The organism is Lentzea sp. NBC_00516, from assembly GCF_036346835.1.
Classification (GTDB): domain Bacteria; phylum Actinomycetota; class Actinomycetes; order Mycobacteriales; family Pseudonocardiaceae; genus Lentzea; species Lentzea sokolovensis.
In genome coordinates, this window is the sequence record NZ_CP107840.1 from 6,947,826 (window position 1) to 6,964,551 (window position 16,726).

Consider the following 16,726-nt stretch of genomic DNA (forward strand, 5'->3'; position numbering starts at 1 on the left):
GAGGCACCGCGCGCCCGCTACAGCCGCTGCCCGCGCCGAACGGCATAAGTGGAGCGGCGACCGGTCGCCGCTCGTGCAGGCCCGGCACGCCTGCGTGCCGAGCCTGTCAGTCGTCAGCCAGGTTTGCGCGCGACCCACCGCGCGACCGAGAAGACCCCGGCGGCACGAGCGGCGTCGAGCACGCGCTTCCCGTCGTGGATCACGGAGTCGTTCGCGCCGGCCGTGTACTCGCCCCAGCCCTGACCGTCGTCCGGCGGCGTGCTGCCCCAGCACTCGACGTCCGGGTAGAGATCCTCGGCGGCCTCGACGACGAACCCGGACGCCGACATCATCTCGCGGTACTCGTCCAGCGTGCCGAGCTCAGGAATGGAGATGACCTCCTGCACCGGCCCGATGAACGGCGCGATCTGCTCCTCGGTCCGGTACTCACCGAACGGCCGCCGAATCCAGTCGACCCCGACCAGACATGCGCCGGGCTTGAGGGTGCGGAAAGCCGCGGCGAAGAAGGCGGCCTTCTCCGGCAGGTGACACACAGACTCGTAGAAGCTGACCATGTCCAGCGACCCGTCAGGCCAGGCGATCAGCGACTTGTAGTCCTCGTCCCCCACAGTCAGAAACGCGGCCCGCTCACTCATCCCCTGCTCGGCCGCGTACTCACGAGCCCGCGCGGAGAGCCACTCGTTGTTGGAGACACCGACGACGTTCGCCCCGGAGATCTCCGCCATGTAGACCGCCGTCCCCCCGACACCGCTGCCGAAGTCCAGCCCGGTCCCGCCAGGACGCAGACCCGCCGCGTCGATCTGCTTGCGCGCCAACGCCTTCGCCGCGTCCTCGGGCGACAGACCGGCCCGTTCGGCCTCCAGGTCCCCGTGGTGCCAGAACTGCCCCATGAGCGCGTGGTAGGCGGGTCCAGCGTGGTCGTAGTACTCGCGGACCTGTTGCTCGACAGTGGTGTTCACCAAACCCGGCCTTTCGTGATCAGCCTGTCCGGACATGGATTCGCCGGTGCGAGAAGCCTCGCACCGGCGAATCCCAACGTAGTGTCCGCTCAGCGGCGTTGTCCACGATCCCGGTCGGCACCCGTAGCGTGGCGATGATCATGGCTCAGCAAGTGGTTTCTCCCCACGCGCAGGACGCGGAACGTCCTTCCCCGGCAGTCGACCTCGGCCAGCGGCGGTGACTAGACCGCGAACTACTGAGCCGGGATCTGCCACTCCCAGCCGCCATTGCCAGCTATTCCGAAGAGCGGGGGCCGGTACGTGATCGTCCCGCTCGTGTTGCGGGTGTCGAGTGGAAGCTTCCCGCGGTAGGTCGAGGCCGGCGCGAACGGGCTCGTCGGCAGCCACTCCTGCTGGTTGTGGCACATGAAAGCAGCCCCGGTCACGAGGGCGGTCTCGGTGACGCCGTCGGGGCCGACGATCGCGAAGTCGTGACCAGTGATGAGCCATCCCTGGTCAGCCCGGAACTGCGGCGTGGTCTTCACGGTGAACGTGAGCACGATGCGATGGCCATGTTCAGGTTTCTCGACGAACTCGCCTGTGCACTTCGGGTCGACTTCGATCGCGTCCACGCTGAAGTCCGCTTGCTGTGCGCCTGTCTGCTGGTCCGAGAAACCAGCCGTCTGCCCTATGCCCTTCAAAAGGAGTCCGCGAGGCGATCTCGACGATGCTCCCGAGGTCGTGCTCGGCGGGGCAGTAGCCGCCGCAGAAGACGCGGTGCTGCTTGGCGGTGCAGAGAGCGGAGGCGGGGTCGACGCACACGCGGCTGAGACTGTGGCCACGACGGCCAGAGCGCTGGCGGTTCGACGCATGCCTTCATGGTCGGCGCTGACCGAAATGTCGTTACGTCCCACGCCATAGGGATCAGCCCCAGTTGTCAGCAACCGGGGCTGATCCGTGCAGCCTGTGCGAGCTGTCGCACAGATTCCGACGCAAGGAGCCTCGAAGTCATGCTGACCCCGAAAACGATCAGGGCCCTGTGGAAACTTCTCCACAGGGCCCTGAGTCAGTGCGCTCGGCAGGATTCGAACCTGCAACCTTCTGATCCGTAGTCAGATGCTCTATCCGTTGAGCTACGAGCGCGTGTATTCAATTATAACCGATCCCCTAGAGGCTCGGCCTTGCGGAGGCTCCGGGATTTGAACCCGGGATGGGGGGTTACCCCAAACCGCATTAGCAGTGCGGCGCCATAGACCAGACTAGGCGAAGCCTCCCGGGACCATCCTCGGCCACGGGACATAGGTTACACAGGTCGTCATCCGAGTTGCAAAACGCCCCCCTTCTAACCCTGAACCTGCTGGTCAGAGCATGTTCAGAGGGTCGAAGAGGGGCGTTAAACGCCTGGTCATCGCGAGCGAAGTGACCTAGATCATTCGGCGGCCAGTTCCAGGAACGGTTGGAGGGACTCGGGATTGCGGAGTGCGCCTCGGCTGACGGCTCGGTCCGGGTCCATGCCGGCGAGGATCTTCTTGACCGGGACCTCGCACTTCTTGCCGTTCAGGGTCCTCGGGATCTCGGCCACGGCGACGAAACGGTTCGGGACGTGGCGGGGTGAGAGGGATGCTCGCAATTCGCGGCGCAGCAACGGTTCCACGTCGGCCAGCGTGACGCCGTCCAGGACGACGAAGCAGAGCAGTTCGCCTTCTGTTACGCCGGAGGTGTCGATGACCAGGGAGTCGACGATGCCGTCGATGGACTCTACGACGCGGTAGAACTCCGAGGTGCCCATGCGGACGCCGCCTCGGTTCAGGGTCGAGTCGGAGCGGCCGTAGATCACCGCCGAGCCTCGTGGGGTGATGCGGATCCAGTCGCCGTGGCGCCAGATTCCCGGATATGTGTCGAAGTACGCGTCGCGCAGCTTCGAGCCGTCCTCGTCGCCCCAGAAGAACACCGGCATGGACGGCATCGGCTTGGTGATCACCAGCTCGCCGACGGCGTTGTCCAGAGCGACGCCCGCATCGTCGTAGGCGTAGACCGCTGCGCCCAGGGAGCGGCAGGAGAGTTCGCCCAGCCAGACCGGGCGGTCCGGGGAGGCTGCCACGAAGGCGGTGCAGACGTCGGTGCCGCCGGAGACCGAGGCGATCTGGACGTCCTTGCCCACGGCGGAGGCGATCCAGCGAAAGCCTTCCGGGGTGAGGGGTGCGCCGGTCGAGCCGACTACGCGCAGGCCCGTGAGGTCGTAGCGGGACGACGGGTCGAGGCCTTCCTTCAGGCACGACTGGACGTACGGGGCCGAGGTGCCGAAGTAGGTGACGCGGTGTTGTTCTGCCAAGTGCCACAACGTGTTCAGCGACGGGAACGCCGGGCTGCCGTCGTACAGGACGATGGTGGTGCCGACCATGAGGGCGCCCACCAGGTAGTTCCACATCATCCAGCCCGTGGTGGTGAACCAGAAGAAGCGGTCGCCGGGGCCGAGGTCGCTGTGCAGGCCGAGCATCTTGAGGTGTTCCAGGACGATGCCGCCGTGGCCCTGGACGATGCCCTTGGGCAGGCCCGTGGTGCCGGACGAGTAGAGCACCCAGAGCGGGTGGTCGAACGGCACCGGCGTGAACTCCAGCTCGGCGCCCTCGTACGAGGACACCAGCTCGGAGAACGACAGCGTGTCCGGCAGCGAGGCGCCGTTGTCCAGGTAGTCGATCAGGACCGTGGCGCGCAGGCCGGGCAGTTGCGCGCGGATCTCCTCGACCACCGGGCGGCAGTCGAACGACCGTCCGTTGTAGACGTAGCCGGAGACCGCGACGAACACCGCGGGCTCGATCTGGGTGAAGCGGTCGGCGACGGCACGCGCGCCGAAGTCCGGGGAGCAGGACGACCACGTGGCGCCGAGCGAGGCGGCCGCCAGGAAGGCGATGAGGGCTTCGGGGGCGTTCGGGACGAGCGCGACCACCCGGTCGCCCTTGGAGACTCCCAGAGAGGCCAATGCGGCCCGGAAAGCGGCGACGCGGGAACGAAGCACCCGGAACGTCAAAGACGAGGTGACGCCGTCTTCGCGATGGAAGATCACGGCCAGCTCGTCGTCGGCGCCGCGGCGCAGCGCGTGCTCGGCGTAGTTCAAAGTCGCGCCGGGGAACCACTCGGCGCCGGGCATCTCCGTGGATCCCAGCACGCGAGACGGAGGAGTGTGGAACCGGACGTCGAAGTACGAAGCTATGGCGCCCCAGAACCCTTCGAGGTCTGAGACGGACCACTCCCACAGCGACTCGTAGTCGGGGAGATCATGGCCGTGGTCAGAGAGCCACGTCCGGAAAGCGGACATCCCGTTGTCCCTTGTGGGGTCCGGGCGCCACAGCAGTTCGACGTCGGTGTCGGTCATGCCCCATGTCTAACTGAGGCACAACCGAACGTCCATGTGTGATTGGCGGACTTGCGGTAGCCCACCGGTGTGGAACTATCCCGCCGCGATCAGTTCGTCGACGGCGCTGGTCAGGCGGGAGGCGTCGGCGGGAGCCAGCACCAGCCAGCCGTCCTGCTTGCGCAGGAGGTAGCGGCCCTCGCGCGTGTCGAGCCACGAGACCGAACGGCCGGTCGGGCGGGGCACGCCGTCGCGGTTGCGGGCGGTCAGGCCCAGTTCGCCGCCGCCGATGCGGGACGTGACGATGCGCATCAGGTTGTGCGCCTCGGGCTCGCGGATGCCGACGCCGCGCAGGACGTCCAGGAACGCTTCCTTGCCCTCCTGCTCACCCGCCTGACCTGCGCGGACGTAATCGTCCCAGCGCACGTTCACGGAACGTCCCACGCCCGGCGCGAGGCCTGGCAACGATGACACCGTGGCCGAGGCCAGCGACGTCGGGTGGAACGGGTACAGGTGCACCTCGCCGTTCACGCGGGCGCCGAAGGAGCCTCCCCAGCCCGCGCAGGCGATGCCGCGAGCCAGTTCGGTGCCTTTGAAGTACGCGATTTCCAACGCTCGGTCGAACTCGCCGAGGCCGCTGACCAACGCACGGAGGTCGGGGTCCGGGCGTTGCACAGTGCCCAACCGACGAGCCTGCAACGTCTGCGAGCTTTCTTCGACGAGACGCTGCCGCGCCGCTCGGGTGGCCCCGAAGTGGGGCGTTCCGAGCGGCACGACGCGGTCCTCGCCGTGCACGGCTTGCCACAGCAGGAAGAACTCCTGCGAGCTCACCGTGAACTGGCGTTCTCTCACTGACCGATCACCGGCGGGGCCGCCTTGCGGTCCAGGCCGAAGACGTTGTCGTCCTCTTCCAGGTAGCTCGCCGTCTTGTGTTCCTTCGAGTCGTTCTGGCCGCCGCCCGCCGCGGGGGCACCGGCCATCGGCGCGCCGCCCATCGCGAGCGGGTTCTGGAACGCCTTGGTCGTGTTGCCGGGCGTCGCCGAGGCAGCAGCCGCGGCACCACCCGCGCCACCGCCGCGCGAACCCTCGCTCACGCCGGCCGAACCACCCGCGGACGCGGCGGCGCCACCAGCGCTACCGCCACCGGAGCCCTGGTTGCCGGAGTTGGAGCCGAACGGACGGGCCATGCCGCCGCCGAAGCCACCGAACCCGCCGGCGCCACCACGGCCGCCCGCACCGCCACCGCCGCTTCCGCCGCGCGACGCGTTCGTGGTGCCGCGGCCCTGGTTCTGCGTGCCGGTCGCGACGGGACCACCGGTGCCACCCGCGGTGGTGCTCTCCGCCCCCGTGTGCGAGCGGTTGGTGAGATCCGTACCGGTCGGCGTCGGGTTGATCGGGTTCACCGGAGGCGTGAACTGCGAGGGCACGGTCTGGTCGACCGCGGCCGAGTTGCGCTGGAACGCCGCCATCACGTCCGCCGCGAGGCGGTGCTGGGCGTCGTTGGCCGCGAGGGTCTCGACGGGGCTGGCGCCGACGGTCTCGAAGCCCGCGAACGCGCTGGGGTTCTTGGCGACCAGGGCGGGGTTCTGCAGGCTCGTCGCACTGAAACCGTCGACCTGGTCGACCATCACGAGCCGGTCCTGCGGGCTCAGGATCGGCGTGGGCAGCTTCGTCTCCGCGGGCACCGGCGCCGCGGGCGCCTGGGGAGGCGGCGGCATCGCGGCACGCGCGGCCTCGACGTTGCTGGTCTCGGTCGTGATCGCGGTCGACACCTTCGTCGCGTAGTTCGCGGTGTCGTCGACCCAGTTGGTGACCTCGGTCAGGCCGTCGCGCGCGAGCCGCGCGGACTCGCTGTCCCAGCCGACGGACGAGTCCTCGACGGCCTTGAGCAGGCTCGTCCGCACGCCGGCGATGTCCTCGCCGATCTTCTGCCAGTTCGTGGCGGCGGCCTGCGCACCGGCGAGGTTCACGCCCGTGTGCACCATGTTGTAGAGCTGCTCGTGCGTGTACGTCATCCAGTCGACCGGCTCGTGCAGGTCGCTGCGGTCGTACTTGTCATCGTCATCGTTGTGGTGCGACGACTTGTTGTCCTTGTCGCCGTTGCCCTTGTTGTTGTCGTGCGATCCGTGACTCACCAGGACCCCCCGGCGTTCTTCATCGACTTCTCGGCTTCTTCGTCGGCATCGCGGATGGTGTCGCGGTTGCGACTCAGAGCGTTGCTGATGTCGTCGAGGACCTTGAAGAGGTCCAGCAACGCCTTCGCGGCACCCGAGTCCTCACCGACCGCCAGGTCGGAGAACCGCGCGCTGATCGCCTTCGCGACCGGGTTCTCCCCCAGCTGCAACGGCGTGGCGAGCTGATCGGTCGCGCGTTTCCACAGGTCCATCACCTGGTCCCGGGCCGCATCGACGGCCTTGATCAACGCGTCCGCGGCGTCGACGTCGAGCGTCAGCTTGCCGCTGTCCGCCGCCGCGTCGAGCTTGGCCGCGGCGTTGCTCGCCTCCGCCTTGTCCACCAGCAGACCCTGCTGGAGAACAGGTTTCGCCGCGGCCAGCTGTTCAGCCGTGATCGGCGCGGTGACCGACGTCGTGACGTCGGGTGTCACCGGCGGGGTGTCCGCGCCAGTCGTCCCGGTGGTCCCTGTCCCAGTGCCTTCAGCCATCCGTCATAACCCCCTGCACTGCATGTAACTCGTCATCGCAGCACTGGGCGTTACTCACTGCTACACCCAGTCAGCCGTCCGAAGCACTCCTTAGATGTACCCGGACGACGGTTCGGTTCCAATCCGCCGTAAAGACCCTTACCTCATGTGAGCGTCGAACCAGTTCAACGCACGAACCCACGCTTCGTCACTGGAAACGGTGAAACGGACCAGATCGGACGCGGTTTCGGAGCTGATCACAGCATCACGAAGCTTGCTCACTTCTTCCGAGTCCGCGTCGCTGAAGATTCCAAGCCACGGGCACGTCAGGTCGCCGGCCACGTCCACCAGCGCGGGAAGGCCGTCGGAGAGCGGTTCGAGGATGCCGGGCGCCTGCACCGTGACCGCGGCTCCGATCGTGCGACTGGCGGCTACCACCATGGCGACGGTGCCACCGATGTCGAACCCGACGACGCCCATCCGGTCAGCGCTCACGCCCTGCTGGCCCAGCCACACGAACGCGACGTCGGTGTCCGCGAGCAGCCGGTCGCCGGAGAGCTTGCTGACCTGGTCCTTGATGTCGTCGCCGTGCACGCGGTCCTCGTTGTAGAGGTGCGGCGCGATCGCGAGCCAGCCCTCGTCGGCGAGGCTGCTGACGAGCGTGCGCACGCCCGCGGTGATGCCACGTGCCTCGTGCAGCACCACGAGTCCGCCCCGCACGGCGGAGTCGGGTTCGGCGATCGTCACCCGCAGCTCACGGCCGTCGGTGAGGGAAAGCGTCTCGATGCGGGTACTCGTCATCGTCCTACCCTTCCACGACGGGGTGAACTCCAGTCAACGTGACCAATCGGACGGAGCAATGCGAGGATCGGGGACATGACCGTGCGAACCCGCGCTGACCTGGCGTCCCTGCCGTCCTACGTGCCCGGCAAGAGCATCCCCGGCGCCATCAAGCTCGCGAGCAACGAGGTGTCCGCCGGACCGCTGCCGAGCGTCGTCAAGGCGATCTCCGAGGCGGCCGCCAGCATCAACAGGTACCCCGACTCGGGCGCCGTCGAACTCACCGGGCGGCTGGCCGACAAACTCGGCGTGCCGGCCGACCACCTGGCGATCGGCTGCGGCTCGGTGACCCTGTGCCAGCAGCTCGTCCAGGCCACCTGTGCCGACGGTGACGAGGTGCTGTTCGCGTGGAGGTCGTTCGAGGCCTACCCGATCGTCACGCACGTGGCGGGCGCACGGCAGATCCGCGTGCCGTTGAACTCGGAGCACACGCACGACCTGGACGCGATGCTCGCGGCGATCACGCCGAACACGCGGATGGTCTTCGTCTGCAACCCGAACAACCCGACGGGCACCGCGCTGCGCACCGAGGAGATCGAGGCGTTCATCGCGAAGGTGCCGCGTGACGTGCTCGTGGTGCTCGACGAGGCCTACAAGGAGTTCGTCGACGACGCGCACGTCCCGGACGGCGTCGAGCTCGCGAAGCAGCAGTGGGCCGCGGGCCACACCAACGTCGCGGTGCTGCGGACGTTCTCCAAGGCGTACGGCCTCGCGGGCCTGCGGATCGGCTACGCGGTCGCGCCGCCGGTCGTCGCCGACGTGCTGCGCAAGGTCTACGTGCCGTTCTCCGTGAACGCGTTGGCGCAGGTGGCCGCGATGGCCTCGCTGGACGCCGAGGACGAGCTGATGGTCCGCTGCCGCGCGATCGTGGCGGAGCGGGGCCGAGTGCGCGGCGAACTGCTCGCGATGGGCTTCGAGGTGCCGGAGACGCAGGCGAACTTCGTGTGGCTGCCGCTGGGCGAGCGCACGGCCGCGTTCAACGCGCACTGCCTGGAGCACAAGATCGTCGTGCGCGCGTTCGTGGAAGAGGGCGCCCGCGTGACGATCGGCGAGCCGGACGAGAACGACGCCTTCCTGGCCGCCGCCCGCGCGTTCACTTCATGAGCAGCTGAACGATCGCCGCGACTCCCACCACCACGATGACGCCGCGCAACACGGCGGGTGGGAGTTTGCGGCCGATCTTGGCGCCGATCTGGCCGCCGACCACGGACCCGACGGCGAGCAGCAGCACGACCAGCCACGCCACGTCGGCGATGAAGATGAACATGACGCCCGCGACGAGGTTCACGAACGCGGTCAGCACGTTCTTCAGCGCGTTCATCCGCTGCAGGTGCTCGTTGACGAGCACGCCCATGATCCCCATGACCAGCACGCCCTGCGCGGCACCGAAGTAGCCGCCGTAGATGCCCGCGGCGAAGACGCCGAACCACAGCAACACGCCGCCGTCGTTCTCGCTGCGCCGGTGCGAGAGCTTGCGGTTGAGCCACGGCTGGATGACCACGAGCACCAGGGCGATCACGATCAGCACCGGCACGATCGCGGTGAACGCCTTGGCGGGCAACGTGACCAGCAGGATCGCGCCGATGATGCCGCCGAGGATCGACGCGGGCAGCAACCGCTTGATGCGGTCCCCCTGCCCCTTGAGCTCCTCGCGGTAGCCCCACGCGCCGGACAGCGAGCCGGGCACGAGGCCGAGGCTGTTGGACACGTTCGCGACCACTGGCGGGTAGCCGACGGCGAGCAGCACCGGGAACGTCACGAGCGTGCCGCTGCCGACGACGGTGTTGATGCCGCCTGCGAACACACCCGCGATCACCACCGCGACTGCTTCCCAGACCGTCATGTCCACCCCCATACCCACTGGTTAGCGACGCTAACACTCCACTCGGGACGACAGAGTGTGGCGCTAATGACAGCAGGCCCGGCACTCAGCGTGAGTGCCGGGCCTGCTGGTGGACTTTCGGTTATGCGATCCGGCGACGGCGGCCGATCACGCTGGCACCGAATCCGAAGGCCACGAGCAGCGCGCCGAGCAGGCCGAGGCCCAGCACGGACGCGCCGGTCTTGGCCAGCACCTCAGCCGTACCGGCACCACCGGACGCACCTGGCGTGACAGGAGGCGTGGTGGTATCGGGCTTCTGGTCCTCGGGCAACGGTTGACCGGGGTCCTCGACCTTCGGGCCCGGCTCGAGCACGACGATCTGCACGTCGCCGGCCGAGCTCGCGCTGACCCGGAAGTACCAGCTCGCGTACACCTGGGCCTTCCACGGCCCGACCACGACCGGCTCGTACTCGCCGACCGGCACGTCGGTGAACGCGAATCCGCCATCGTCGCCCGAGATCGTGCGAGCAGTCACCTTCTTGCTGATCCGGTCGACGAGCACGACAGCGGTCTTGGCGACGCCGTCACCTTCGAAGCTGCCGTCGTTCTCGTCGTCGTGGACGAGACGGCCCAACGCATCGGCGGTCTTGCCGGGGACCTGAGCCCACGCGACCGCGGTCGGGTATCCGCTCTGATGCGGGCGCGGGCCGAAGTCGCAGGAGACGCCCAGGAAACCGGCGTCCGCCGTGCCCTCCGGCTGAGGGCCGGTGACCCGGATGATCCTCGTCTCGCCATCTTCCAGCCGAATGCCGGGACCGTCCTCGCGGACGTCACCCCAGCCGGGACCTGCTCCTACCGCACCGGGGTCGTGGCACATGGCCGCGACGCCCTCGAGCACCGCACCGGTGTTGTTCGTGAGCGTCAGGTCGATCGAGTAGTCCTCACCCGCCGCGTACACGGCCTTGCCGAACTTCGCCGTCGCGGTGAACTTGTCCGAGAGCGGACGCACGGCCCTGAGCTCGATCACCGTCGTCGCGTCCGCGCTGATCGTCCCGGTCGCGCTGTCGTGGCCAGCGGCGATCCAGCCGTCGCGGAACTCCGAGTGCGTGTAGTAGGTGCCGATCTGCACGTCGTCGAACCGGGCCCGGCCGGTCGCGTCGGTGCGCTTCTCCATCCAGTACGAGGTTCGGACGCCCGCCAGCCTGAGGTCGAGGTCCCCGAACTCCTCACCCGAGTCGTACTTGCCGTTGCCGTCCTTGTCGGCGTAGGCCAGGACCTCGACGTCGCCGGTGAGCCTCTGGACTCCGGCCTTGATCTGGACCTTGTTGTTGCTCTGGTCGGAGTCGTTGTAGATCTCGATGTTCGCCGAGAAGCTGACGGTGTTCGAGGAGTACCACGGAATCTCACCCGTGATCACGACGACGCGGCTCTCGCCAGGCTGAAGAACGACCTGCTTCGCGTAGCTGGTGAAGTCGCCCCACTGGCGCAGGTCGTACATGAGTCGGTCCTGCGGCTTCTGGATGTCGTCCACGAACCGGGCGTATCCCGCGGCGGTTCCCTTGTTCTCGACCTTGACCGTCACCCTGGCCAGCTCGGTGCCCTCGTAGGTGGCCCTGTCGAACGCCGCGGTCACCGCGATGTCCGGCGCGACCTTCGACGGGTCAGGTACCTCGGGGCCGGGAACGACCTCGAACACCGGTGCGGTGGTCGTCTGGTCGGCCTGGACGTCGAAGACGAACTCCTTGCCGTCCTTGGGCTTCCACTGACCGAGCACGACGAACGCGGTGCTGCCGACCCGCATGTCGTAGGTCTCGAACTGGCCCTGGTAGCCGAGTTGGGAGTCGCCGACGGGACGGCGGGTGACCGGGTCGATCGCGACGATCCGGCCGTGCTCGACCGGGTTGCCGGTCGAGGCGTCCACAACGTTGCCGCGGACCGTGCCGTTGAACCCGTTGACGCGGGCCCAGTCCGAGCCGCCGACGTAGCCGAACGAGTTGCGGCCGTCGTTGCCGAAGTTGCAGGCGACCGTGACCTGACCGCGGGTGTCCGCGGGCACCTCGTCGGTGACGTGGAACACCTCGGTCTTGCTGGCACCCACCGTGACACCGGGACCGTCCGGGTTGAACTGCTCCCATGCCTTGCCGATGCCCTCGATCATGCCGGGAACGTCGTTGAGGTACGGGTTGCAGACGGCGACAACGCCCGTCAGCGCCACGTCGGACTTGTTCTTCAGGGTGATGCTGATGCCGACCGGATCGGTCTTCGCGTAGGAGTCGCGGTCGAACGCGACCTGCACCTCGAGCGCGTCCGACACCGGCTTCACGGCGGCGACGGCGAGCTTGGTGTCCTCGCCCTTGCGAACCACGAAATTGCTGAGACCCGGCTTGACGGCGTGGTTGTTCCCCTGGCTGCCGACGAGCTGCACGATCCGGTAGTCGCCGACCGGCAGGTCGGTGTAGGAGAACCGGCCCTGGCTGTCCACCGGGACGTTGCCGCGACTCGTCTTCGGGACACCACCCTCGACCAGGACGTTGTAGCCCGTCAGGGCCTCGTCCGCGTCAGGCGCGCCGTCGCCGTCCTTGTCGACGAACAGCACACCGGACGCCGAGCCGTAGTCCCTGCGGATCGTCGTGGTGCCGGTGGCCGAGTTGTCACCGGGCGTCGCGTCCGCGACACCGTCCACAGTGGCCCGAAGCGTGGCCGACACGTTCGTCGCCCGGTCCCAGCCGACCTCCGCGACGATCGTGATGACCTCCTCCGCGCCGGCCGCGATGGTCGGCCGGGAGAGCAGAGCCTCGTAGCCCGACTTGAGCGTCAGGTCCTGCCGGTCGAGGCTGAGACGCACGTCCTTGGCCACCGCGTCGCCGACGTTGCGGATCTTGATCGTGATGACCAGGTCCTCGCCGGGCAGGTACTCGGCCTTGCCGAAGCTCACCGAGACCGAGAGGTCCGGACGCGGACCCTGGGACTGCACCGCGGGCGTCTGCGTGGCCTTCTGCTCAGGTTCGGCCTTGTTCTCAGCCTTGTTCTCGGGCTGTGGTGCCGGCGGAGCCGGCGTGCTCGACTCCGTGGTGGGCGCCTCGCTCGTCGGCGTCGAGGACGGCGGCGCGGGCTCACTCGACGGCGTCGGCTCCTCGGTGCTCGGAGGCGCGCTCGGCTCGCTCGTCGGCGTGGGCTCGATGCTGGACGTAGGCGTTTCCGGCTCCTGCGCCAGTGCGCCGGTGGTGGCGCCTCCTAGCGCCAGGACGGCGGCGGTGGCCAAGGCCCCGAATCTGAGCAGGGCACGGCTGACCGATCTCTCGGACAATGAACTCCCCCAAAACCCCAGTTGATTGTGGTCCGCAGACGTCATAGCCCCCGCACGCGTCCAGCAGACTCGGGCAAAGTACCGGATCAGGGGCATTTCAGGGAACGATTCATGTCTCAGGACATCCTGCGGCGGCCGGCGACACGAGCGCCGAAGCCGAACGCCACCAGGAGCACGGCGAGCGCGCCGAGTCCGAGCACGCTGGCGCCGGTCCTCGCGAGCGCCTTGCTCCCGCCGGAGTGCTGTTCGGCAGGTGGTGGCGTGGCGTGCGGGGCCGGCACGACGAAGAAGTCTCGTTGCACGACCTCGTCGAGCCTGACGTCCACGTGGCCGGCTTCGCCCTCGAACTTCCACGGCCCGTCGATCCCTGCCCAGAACTCACCGGTCGGCATCCGGTCGAAGCGCACCGTCCCGTCGGTGGCCGAGACCACGTCGGCGACCTGCAGGCCGTACTCCTTGTCGGTGAGCAGCAGGACGCGGACGCCTGCGAGAGCCTCACCGGGATCGACGACCCCGTTCTTGTTGCGGTCGTGCGCGAGCCTTCCACTGACCGCGCCGAGTCCGACGAGAACGTCAGCCGAGTCACTCGCCCACGGACCGTCGTGGGTGAACTTGGCGTTCGGCGCGAACGAACAGCCCACGTCCACTCGCTGGTTGAAGCGTGCGTAGGCGGGCACGGGCTCAGTGACGATGATCGCCTTCGTCTCTCCTGGCGCGAGCGTCACTCCCTCTGCCTCCTTGCGGAGGTCGCCCCAGCCCTCGGGCATGGGCCCGCGGACGCCACCGAGCTGGCCGCTGTGGTGCAACGGGTTGCAGTTCGCCTGGACATCGGCGAGCTCACGGGCGGAGATGTTCTTCAGCGTGATCGCGATCTTGGCGATCTCCCCGACCATGTAGGTGTCCTTGTCCAGCACCATCGTGGCCTCGATCAACTCGCTGTACGGACGGTCGGCGCGCACGGTCAGCCGGCCGGGTGCCGCCGGTTCCACCCAGACCGGTTCGGGGTTGACCTCGTCGTGCACGAGCCAGTCGTCGGCCAGCGAGAAGGTGACCCAGTACCGGCCGGAGGAGACGTCCTTGAAGGTGAACTCGCCGTTCGCGTTCGTGGTGGTCGAGAAGTAGCCGTGCGTCGCACCGCCACTGGCCTCCACCAGGACGTCAGGTGCGGCCTCACCTGGATCTTGCAGCCCGTTGCTGTTCTTGTCGGTGTAGACCACGCCGACGATCTCGCCTCGCGTCTCCACCACCTCGGCCTCGGCACGGAACTCGGTGTTGAGCTCCTCCTGGCCCAGGAAGTACAGATCACCGAAGACGACCAGCTTGCCGTCCTGCGTTTCGTTGATCCTTCCCGAGACGCTGAACGTGCGGGACTCCCCTGCGGCGAGCCGGATGCCGGCGCGGTTCGACCACCGGAAGTCGCCCCACTGCTCCTCGGGAATGCTCAGCTCGGTGACCTGACCGGCCAGCCTGACCTGCTCGGCCGTCTTGCCACCGATGTTCGTGATCGTCAGGTCCATGGTGACGATCTCGTGCGACTCGTAGCGCTGCTTCCCGAGCTTCACGGAGGCGCGCACGTCCGCGGGGGTCGCCTGCTTCAGGAATCCGTAACCGAAGCCACCCTGCTCGGTGACCTCCACCCGCTCCTGGCCGGCGTCACGGAACCCCCACGAGCCAAGCACCACGGCCTGGTAGACGCCGGGCTGGACGTTGAAGAACTCGATCCTCCCGTCCGCGTCACTCGTGCCCTCCGAGACCCTGCCGGCGGTGTTCGGGGTCAGCAGAACGACCTTCACACCGCTGACGGCCTCGTTCCCGTCGATGCGGTCGTCGGCGTTCTTGTCCTCGCCGACCACCATCGCGTAGTTGGTGCTGCTGCTGACCTTCGCCCTCGTCCGCGCCCACACCCCGTCGGTGTTCCAGTCGGGGTTCGGCGCGAACTGGCAGTCGAGCACGAGGGTGCCCGCCCTGCCGGCGGCCTCCGGGATCTCCTCGGCGACCGGAATCGACCGCCGCTCACCGGGGCCGAGCGAGACACCGTTCGTCACCAACGCGTTCCAGGCCGAGCCGCGGCCGAGAGCGTTCGGGAAACCCTCGTGGTTGCACCTGGCCCGGATGTTGCTGATCTTGCTGTTGGTGGTGTTGGTCAAAGTCAGAGTGACCGTCGCGGTCGCCGGCATGCGATAGCTCTCGCGGTCGAGAGTCGCGATCACCTCGAACTGCTCCTTGTACGGTCGTTCCCCGCGCGCCACGACCTGAGCCGTCTTGCCCGGCTCGACGGTGATCAGGTCACCGTCCGTCCCGACGCGGTGCACGGTCCACTCGTCTTCCAGCCAGTAGGTCGTGTCGTACCTGCCGGGCGCGAGGTCGCGGAAGCTGAACCTGCCCTCGGCGTCCGTGGTGGTCCGGTGCTCGATGCCCTTGGCGAAGAGCGTGAGCTCGACGTCGGAAGCCGTCTCCCCCGCGTCCTGCAGCTTGTTGCCGTTCTTGTCCAGGTACAGGACACCGTCGATGCCGCCGGTGGCCGCGGCGGTCAGGACCGGCGGCGGTGGCGGCTGTTCTGAGGACGACGGTGGTGCCGTTGTCGTTGTCTCGGTGGGTGACGTCGTTGCCCCAGTAGGCGTCGGCAGTGCGCTCGTCGGCTCATCCTGCGCGACGGCAGCCGTGCTGAACGCCAGCATCGCGACGGTGGCCAAAGCACCGATTCCGAGCACGGCACGACTGACAGATCTATCGGACAACGGTCCCCCCGAGTCCCCAGTGATCTGCGGAAAGTACCGCAGCACCATGCCGTTCGAAAGGGTCGATGAGGTGGGAAAACGCATTCAAGATTTTCTTCTGGCGAGGGCAACCGATGGCGTTCGGAAAGCGTGAGCGTCGCGGGGACTCGTCTGCTCTCGTTTCGGTGGCATGCTGTCGTTCGTGACGCCGGAGGACCTCGCGCACCTGCGCCGGGCGCGTGACCTGATGGACCGCGAGTACGCGCGGCCGTTGGACGTGCCCGCGATGGCCCGTGCCGCGCTGATGTCACCGTCGCACTTCGCCCGCCAGTTCCGCGCGGCCTACGGCGAGACGCCGTACGGGTACCTGATGACGCGGCGGATCGAGCGGGCCAAGGCGTTGCTGCGGCTCGGAACGCTGTCGGTGACCGAGGTCTGCGTCGAGGTCGGGTGCACCTCGCTCGGCTCGTTCTCCGCGCGGTTCACCGAACTGGTCGGGGAAACGCCGTCTGCCTATCGGGCGCGTGCCCATGATTCGCTGGCCGCGGTGCCCGGATGTCATTTGATGGGGCTGACGAGACCGAGCAGATTTCGAGAAGCGACGCGTTCGCGGCGTGCCTAGGGTTTCGCCCATGAAGCTTTCGCACACGTTCCTCTTCGTCCACGATCAGGACGCCGCGCTGAAGTTCTACCGCGACGTCATCGGGCTCGACGTGCGCAGCGACGAGTCCGTCGAGGACTACCGCTGGCTCACCGTCGGGCCCGCGGGCCAGCCCGACGTCGAGATCGGCCTGTCGCGGATCGGGCCGCCCGTCCCGCCGACCGACCACGAGGCGCTGCACGCGTTGCTGGCCAAGGGATCGCTGCACGGCGTCATCTTCGTGGTCGACGACGTGGACGCGAAGTTCGAGCAGGTGCGCGCGGCAGGCGCCGAGGTGATGCAGGAACCGGTCGACCAGTTCTACGGCGTTCGCGACTGCGCGTTCCGCGACCCGTCCGGCAACATGATCCGCTTCTCGACGCCGCGGTCCGTCCAGCCGTAAAGCACTTCCGGTTTCCACGCTGGACGTGCTTCAGTAGTGCCTTCAAGCGTTTCTCAGAGACAAGGT

Annotated in this window: 13 protein-coding genes and 2 tRNA genes; 3 read left to right on the forward strand and 12 right to left on the reverse strand. The window is 67.9% G+C overall.

The window, feature by feature from the left end; genetic code table 11:
* Positions 1 to 113: 113 nt before the first annotated feature.
* The 9 genes from OG205_RS31620 to OG205_RS31660 all read right to left on the reverse strand — a co-directional run bounded on the left by OG205_RS31620 (position 114) and on the right by OG205_RS31660 (position 7,732).
* On the reverse strand, positions 114 to 959 hold the full coding sequence (locus tag OG205_RS31620) for an SAM-dependent methyltransferase (RefSeq protein WP_330271613.1): 846 nt from the start codon (positions 957 to 959) through the stop codon (positions 114 to 116).
* A 233-nt stretch (positions 960 to 1,192) separates the two neighbouring features.
* A complete protein-coding gene (locus OG205_RS31625) occupies positions 1,193 to 1,570 on the reverse strand; it encodes a hypothetical protein (RefSeq protein WP_330271614.1) in 378 nt (125 codons plus the stop codon).
* Between the two features lie 438 nt (positions 1,571 to 2,008).
* Positions 2,009 to 2,081 (reverse strand) — tRNA-Arg (locus tag OG205_RS31630).
* Positions 2,082 to 2,122: 41 nt separating this feature from the next.
* Positions 2,123 to 2,212: transfer RNA gene (locus OG205_RS31635), tRNA-Ser, on the reverse strand.
* 155 nt (positions 2,213 to 2,367) lie between these two features.
* Positions 2,368 to 4,311: an acetoacetate--CoA ligase gene (locus OG205_RS31640; RefSeq protein ID WP_330271615.1), complete on the reverse strand. Its 1,944-nt coding sequence runs from the start codon at positions 4,309 to 4,311 to the stop codon at positions 2,368 to 2,370.
* A 75-nt stretch (positions 4,312 to 4,386) separates the two neighbouring features.
* Complete coding sequence (locus OG205_RS31645; RefSeq protein WP_330271616.1) at positions 4,387 to 5,142, reverse strand: ESX secretion-associated protein EspG; 756 nt, start codon at positions 5,140 to 5,142, stop codon at positions 4,387 to 4,389.
* The gene (locus OG205_RS31650; protein WP_330271617.1) at positions 5,139 to 6,425 is read right to left on the reverse strand and encodes a PPE domain-containing protein; all 1,287 of its coding nucleotides are present in this window, start codon (positions 6,423 to 6,425) and stop codon (positions 5,139 to 5,141) included. Before OG205_RS31650 ends, OG205_RS31645 begins: the two co-directional genes overlap by 4 nt.
* Positions 6,422 to 6,952, reverse strand: coding sequence for a hypothetical protein (locus tag OG205_RS31655; protein ID WP_319976168.1), 531 nt, complete (start codon positions 6,950 to 6,952; stop codon positions 6,422 to 6,424). The genes OG205_RS31650 and OG205_RS31655 overlap by 4 nt, the downstream gene beginning before the upstream one ends.
* 138 nt (positions 6,953 to 7,090) lie before the next feature.
* Entirely contained in the window at positions 7,091 to 7,732 is a 642-nt protein-coding gene (locus OG205_RS31660) for a dienelactone hydrolase family protein (RefSeq protein WP_330271618.1), read from the reverse strand.
* 75 nt (positions 7,733 to 7,807) lie between these two features.
* Between OG205_RS31660 and hisC the strand changes: the two genes are divergently transcribed.
* Entirely contained in the window at positions 7,808 to 8,875 is a 1,068-nt protein-coding gene (gene hisC, locus OG205_RS31665; protein ID WP_330271619.1) for a histidinol-phosphate transaminase, read from the forward strand.
* Here the strand turns inward: hisC and OG205_RS31670 are convergent.
* From OG205_RS31670 to OG205_RS31680, 3 genes are all read right to left on the reverse strand, one after another.
* Positions 8,865 to 9,614: a sulfite exporter TauE/SafE family protein gene (locus OG205_RS31670; RefSeq protein ID WP_330271620.1), complete on the reverse strand. Its 750-nt coding sequence runs from the start codon at positions 9,612 to 9,614 to the stop codon at positions 8,865 to 8,867. The two genes, hisC and OG205_RS31670, sit on opposite strands and share 11 nt — an antisense overlap.
* Before the next feature lie 121 nt (positions 9,615 to 9,735).
* The gene (locus tag OG205_RS31675; protein WP_330271621.1) at positions 9,736 to 12,855 is read right to left on the reverse strand and encodes a hypothetical protein; all 3,120 of its coding nucleotides are present in this window, start codon (positions 12,853 to 12,855) and stop codon (positions 9,736 to 9,738) included.
* 161 nt (positions 12,856 to 13,016) lie between these two features.
* Positions 13,017 to 15,611: an SdrD B-like domain-containing protein gene (locus tag OG205_RS31680; RefSeq protein ID WP_330271622.1), complete on the reverse strand. Its 2,595-nt coding sequence runs from the start codon at positions 15,609 to 15,611 to the stop codon at positions 13,017 to 13,019.
* A 196-nt stretch (positions 15,612 to 15,807) separates the two neighbouring features.
* Here OG205_RS31680 and OG205_RS31685 point away from each other — a divergent pair, with 196 nt between their 5' ends.
* Positions 15,808 to 16,239 carry a helix-turn-helix transcriptional regulator gene (locus OG205_RS31685; RefSeq protein WP_330271623.1) on the forward strand — a complete coding sequence of 144 codons (432 nt, stop codon included), beginning with the start codon at positions 15,808 to 15,810 and terminating at the stop codon, positions 16,237 to 16,239.
* Positions 16,240 to 16,249: 10 nt separating this feature from the next.
* On the forward strand, positions 16,250 to 16,660 hold the full coding sequence (locus OG205_RS31690) for a VOC family protein (protein WP_330271624.1): 411 nt from the start codon (positions 16,250 to 16,252) through the stop codon (positions 16,658 to 16,660).
* The last annotated feature ends 66 nt before the right edge of the window (positions 16,661 to 16,726 follow it).

Bases quoted from the DNA above. Each gene is read 5' to 3' on its own strand.
- OG205_RS31640 (WP_330271615.1), bottom strand. From the start codon at position 4,311: ATGACCGACACCGACGTCGAACTGCTGTGGCGCCCGGACCCCACAAGG.
- OG205_RS31655 (WP_319976168.1), bottom strand. From the start codon at position 6,952: ATGGCTGAAGGCACTGGGACAGGGACCACCGGGACGACTGGCGCGGAC.
- OG205_RS31660 (WP_330271618.1), bottom strand. From the start codon at position 7,732: ATGACGAGTACCCGCATCGAGACGCTTTCCCTCACCGACGGCCGTGAG.
- hisC (WP_330271619.1), top strand. From the start codon at position 7,808: ATGACCGTGCGAACCCGCGCTGACCTGGCGTCCCTGCCGTCCTACGTG.
- OG205_RS31670 (WP_330271620.1), bottom strand. From the start codon at position 9,614: ATGACGGTCTGGGAAGCAGTCGCGGTGGTGATCGCGGGTGTGTTCGCA.
- OG205_RS31685 (WP_330271623.1), top strand. From the start codon at position 15,808: ATGCTGTCGTTCGTGACGCCGGAGGACCTCGCGCACCTGCGCCGGGCG.
- OG205_RS31690 (WP_330271624.1), top strand. From the start codon at position 16,250: ATGAAGCTTTCGCACACGTTCCTCTTCGTCCACGATCAGGACGCCGCG.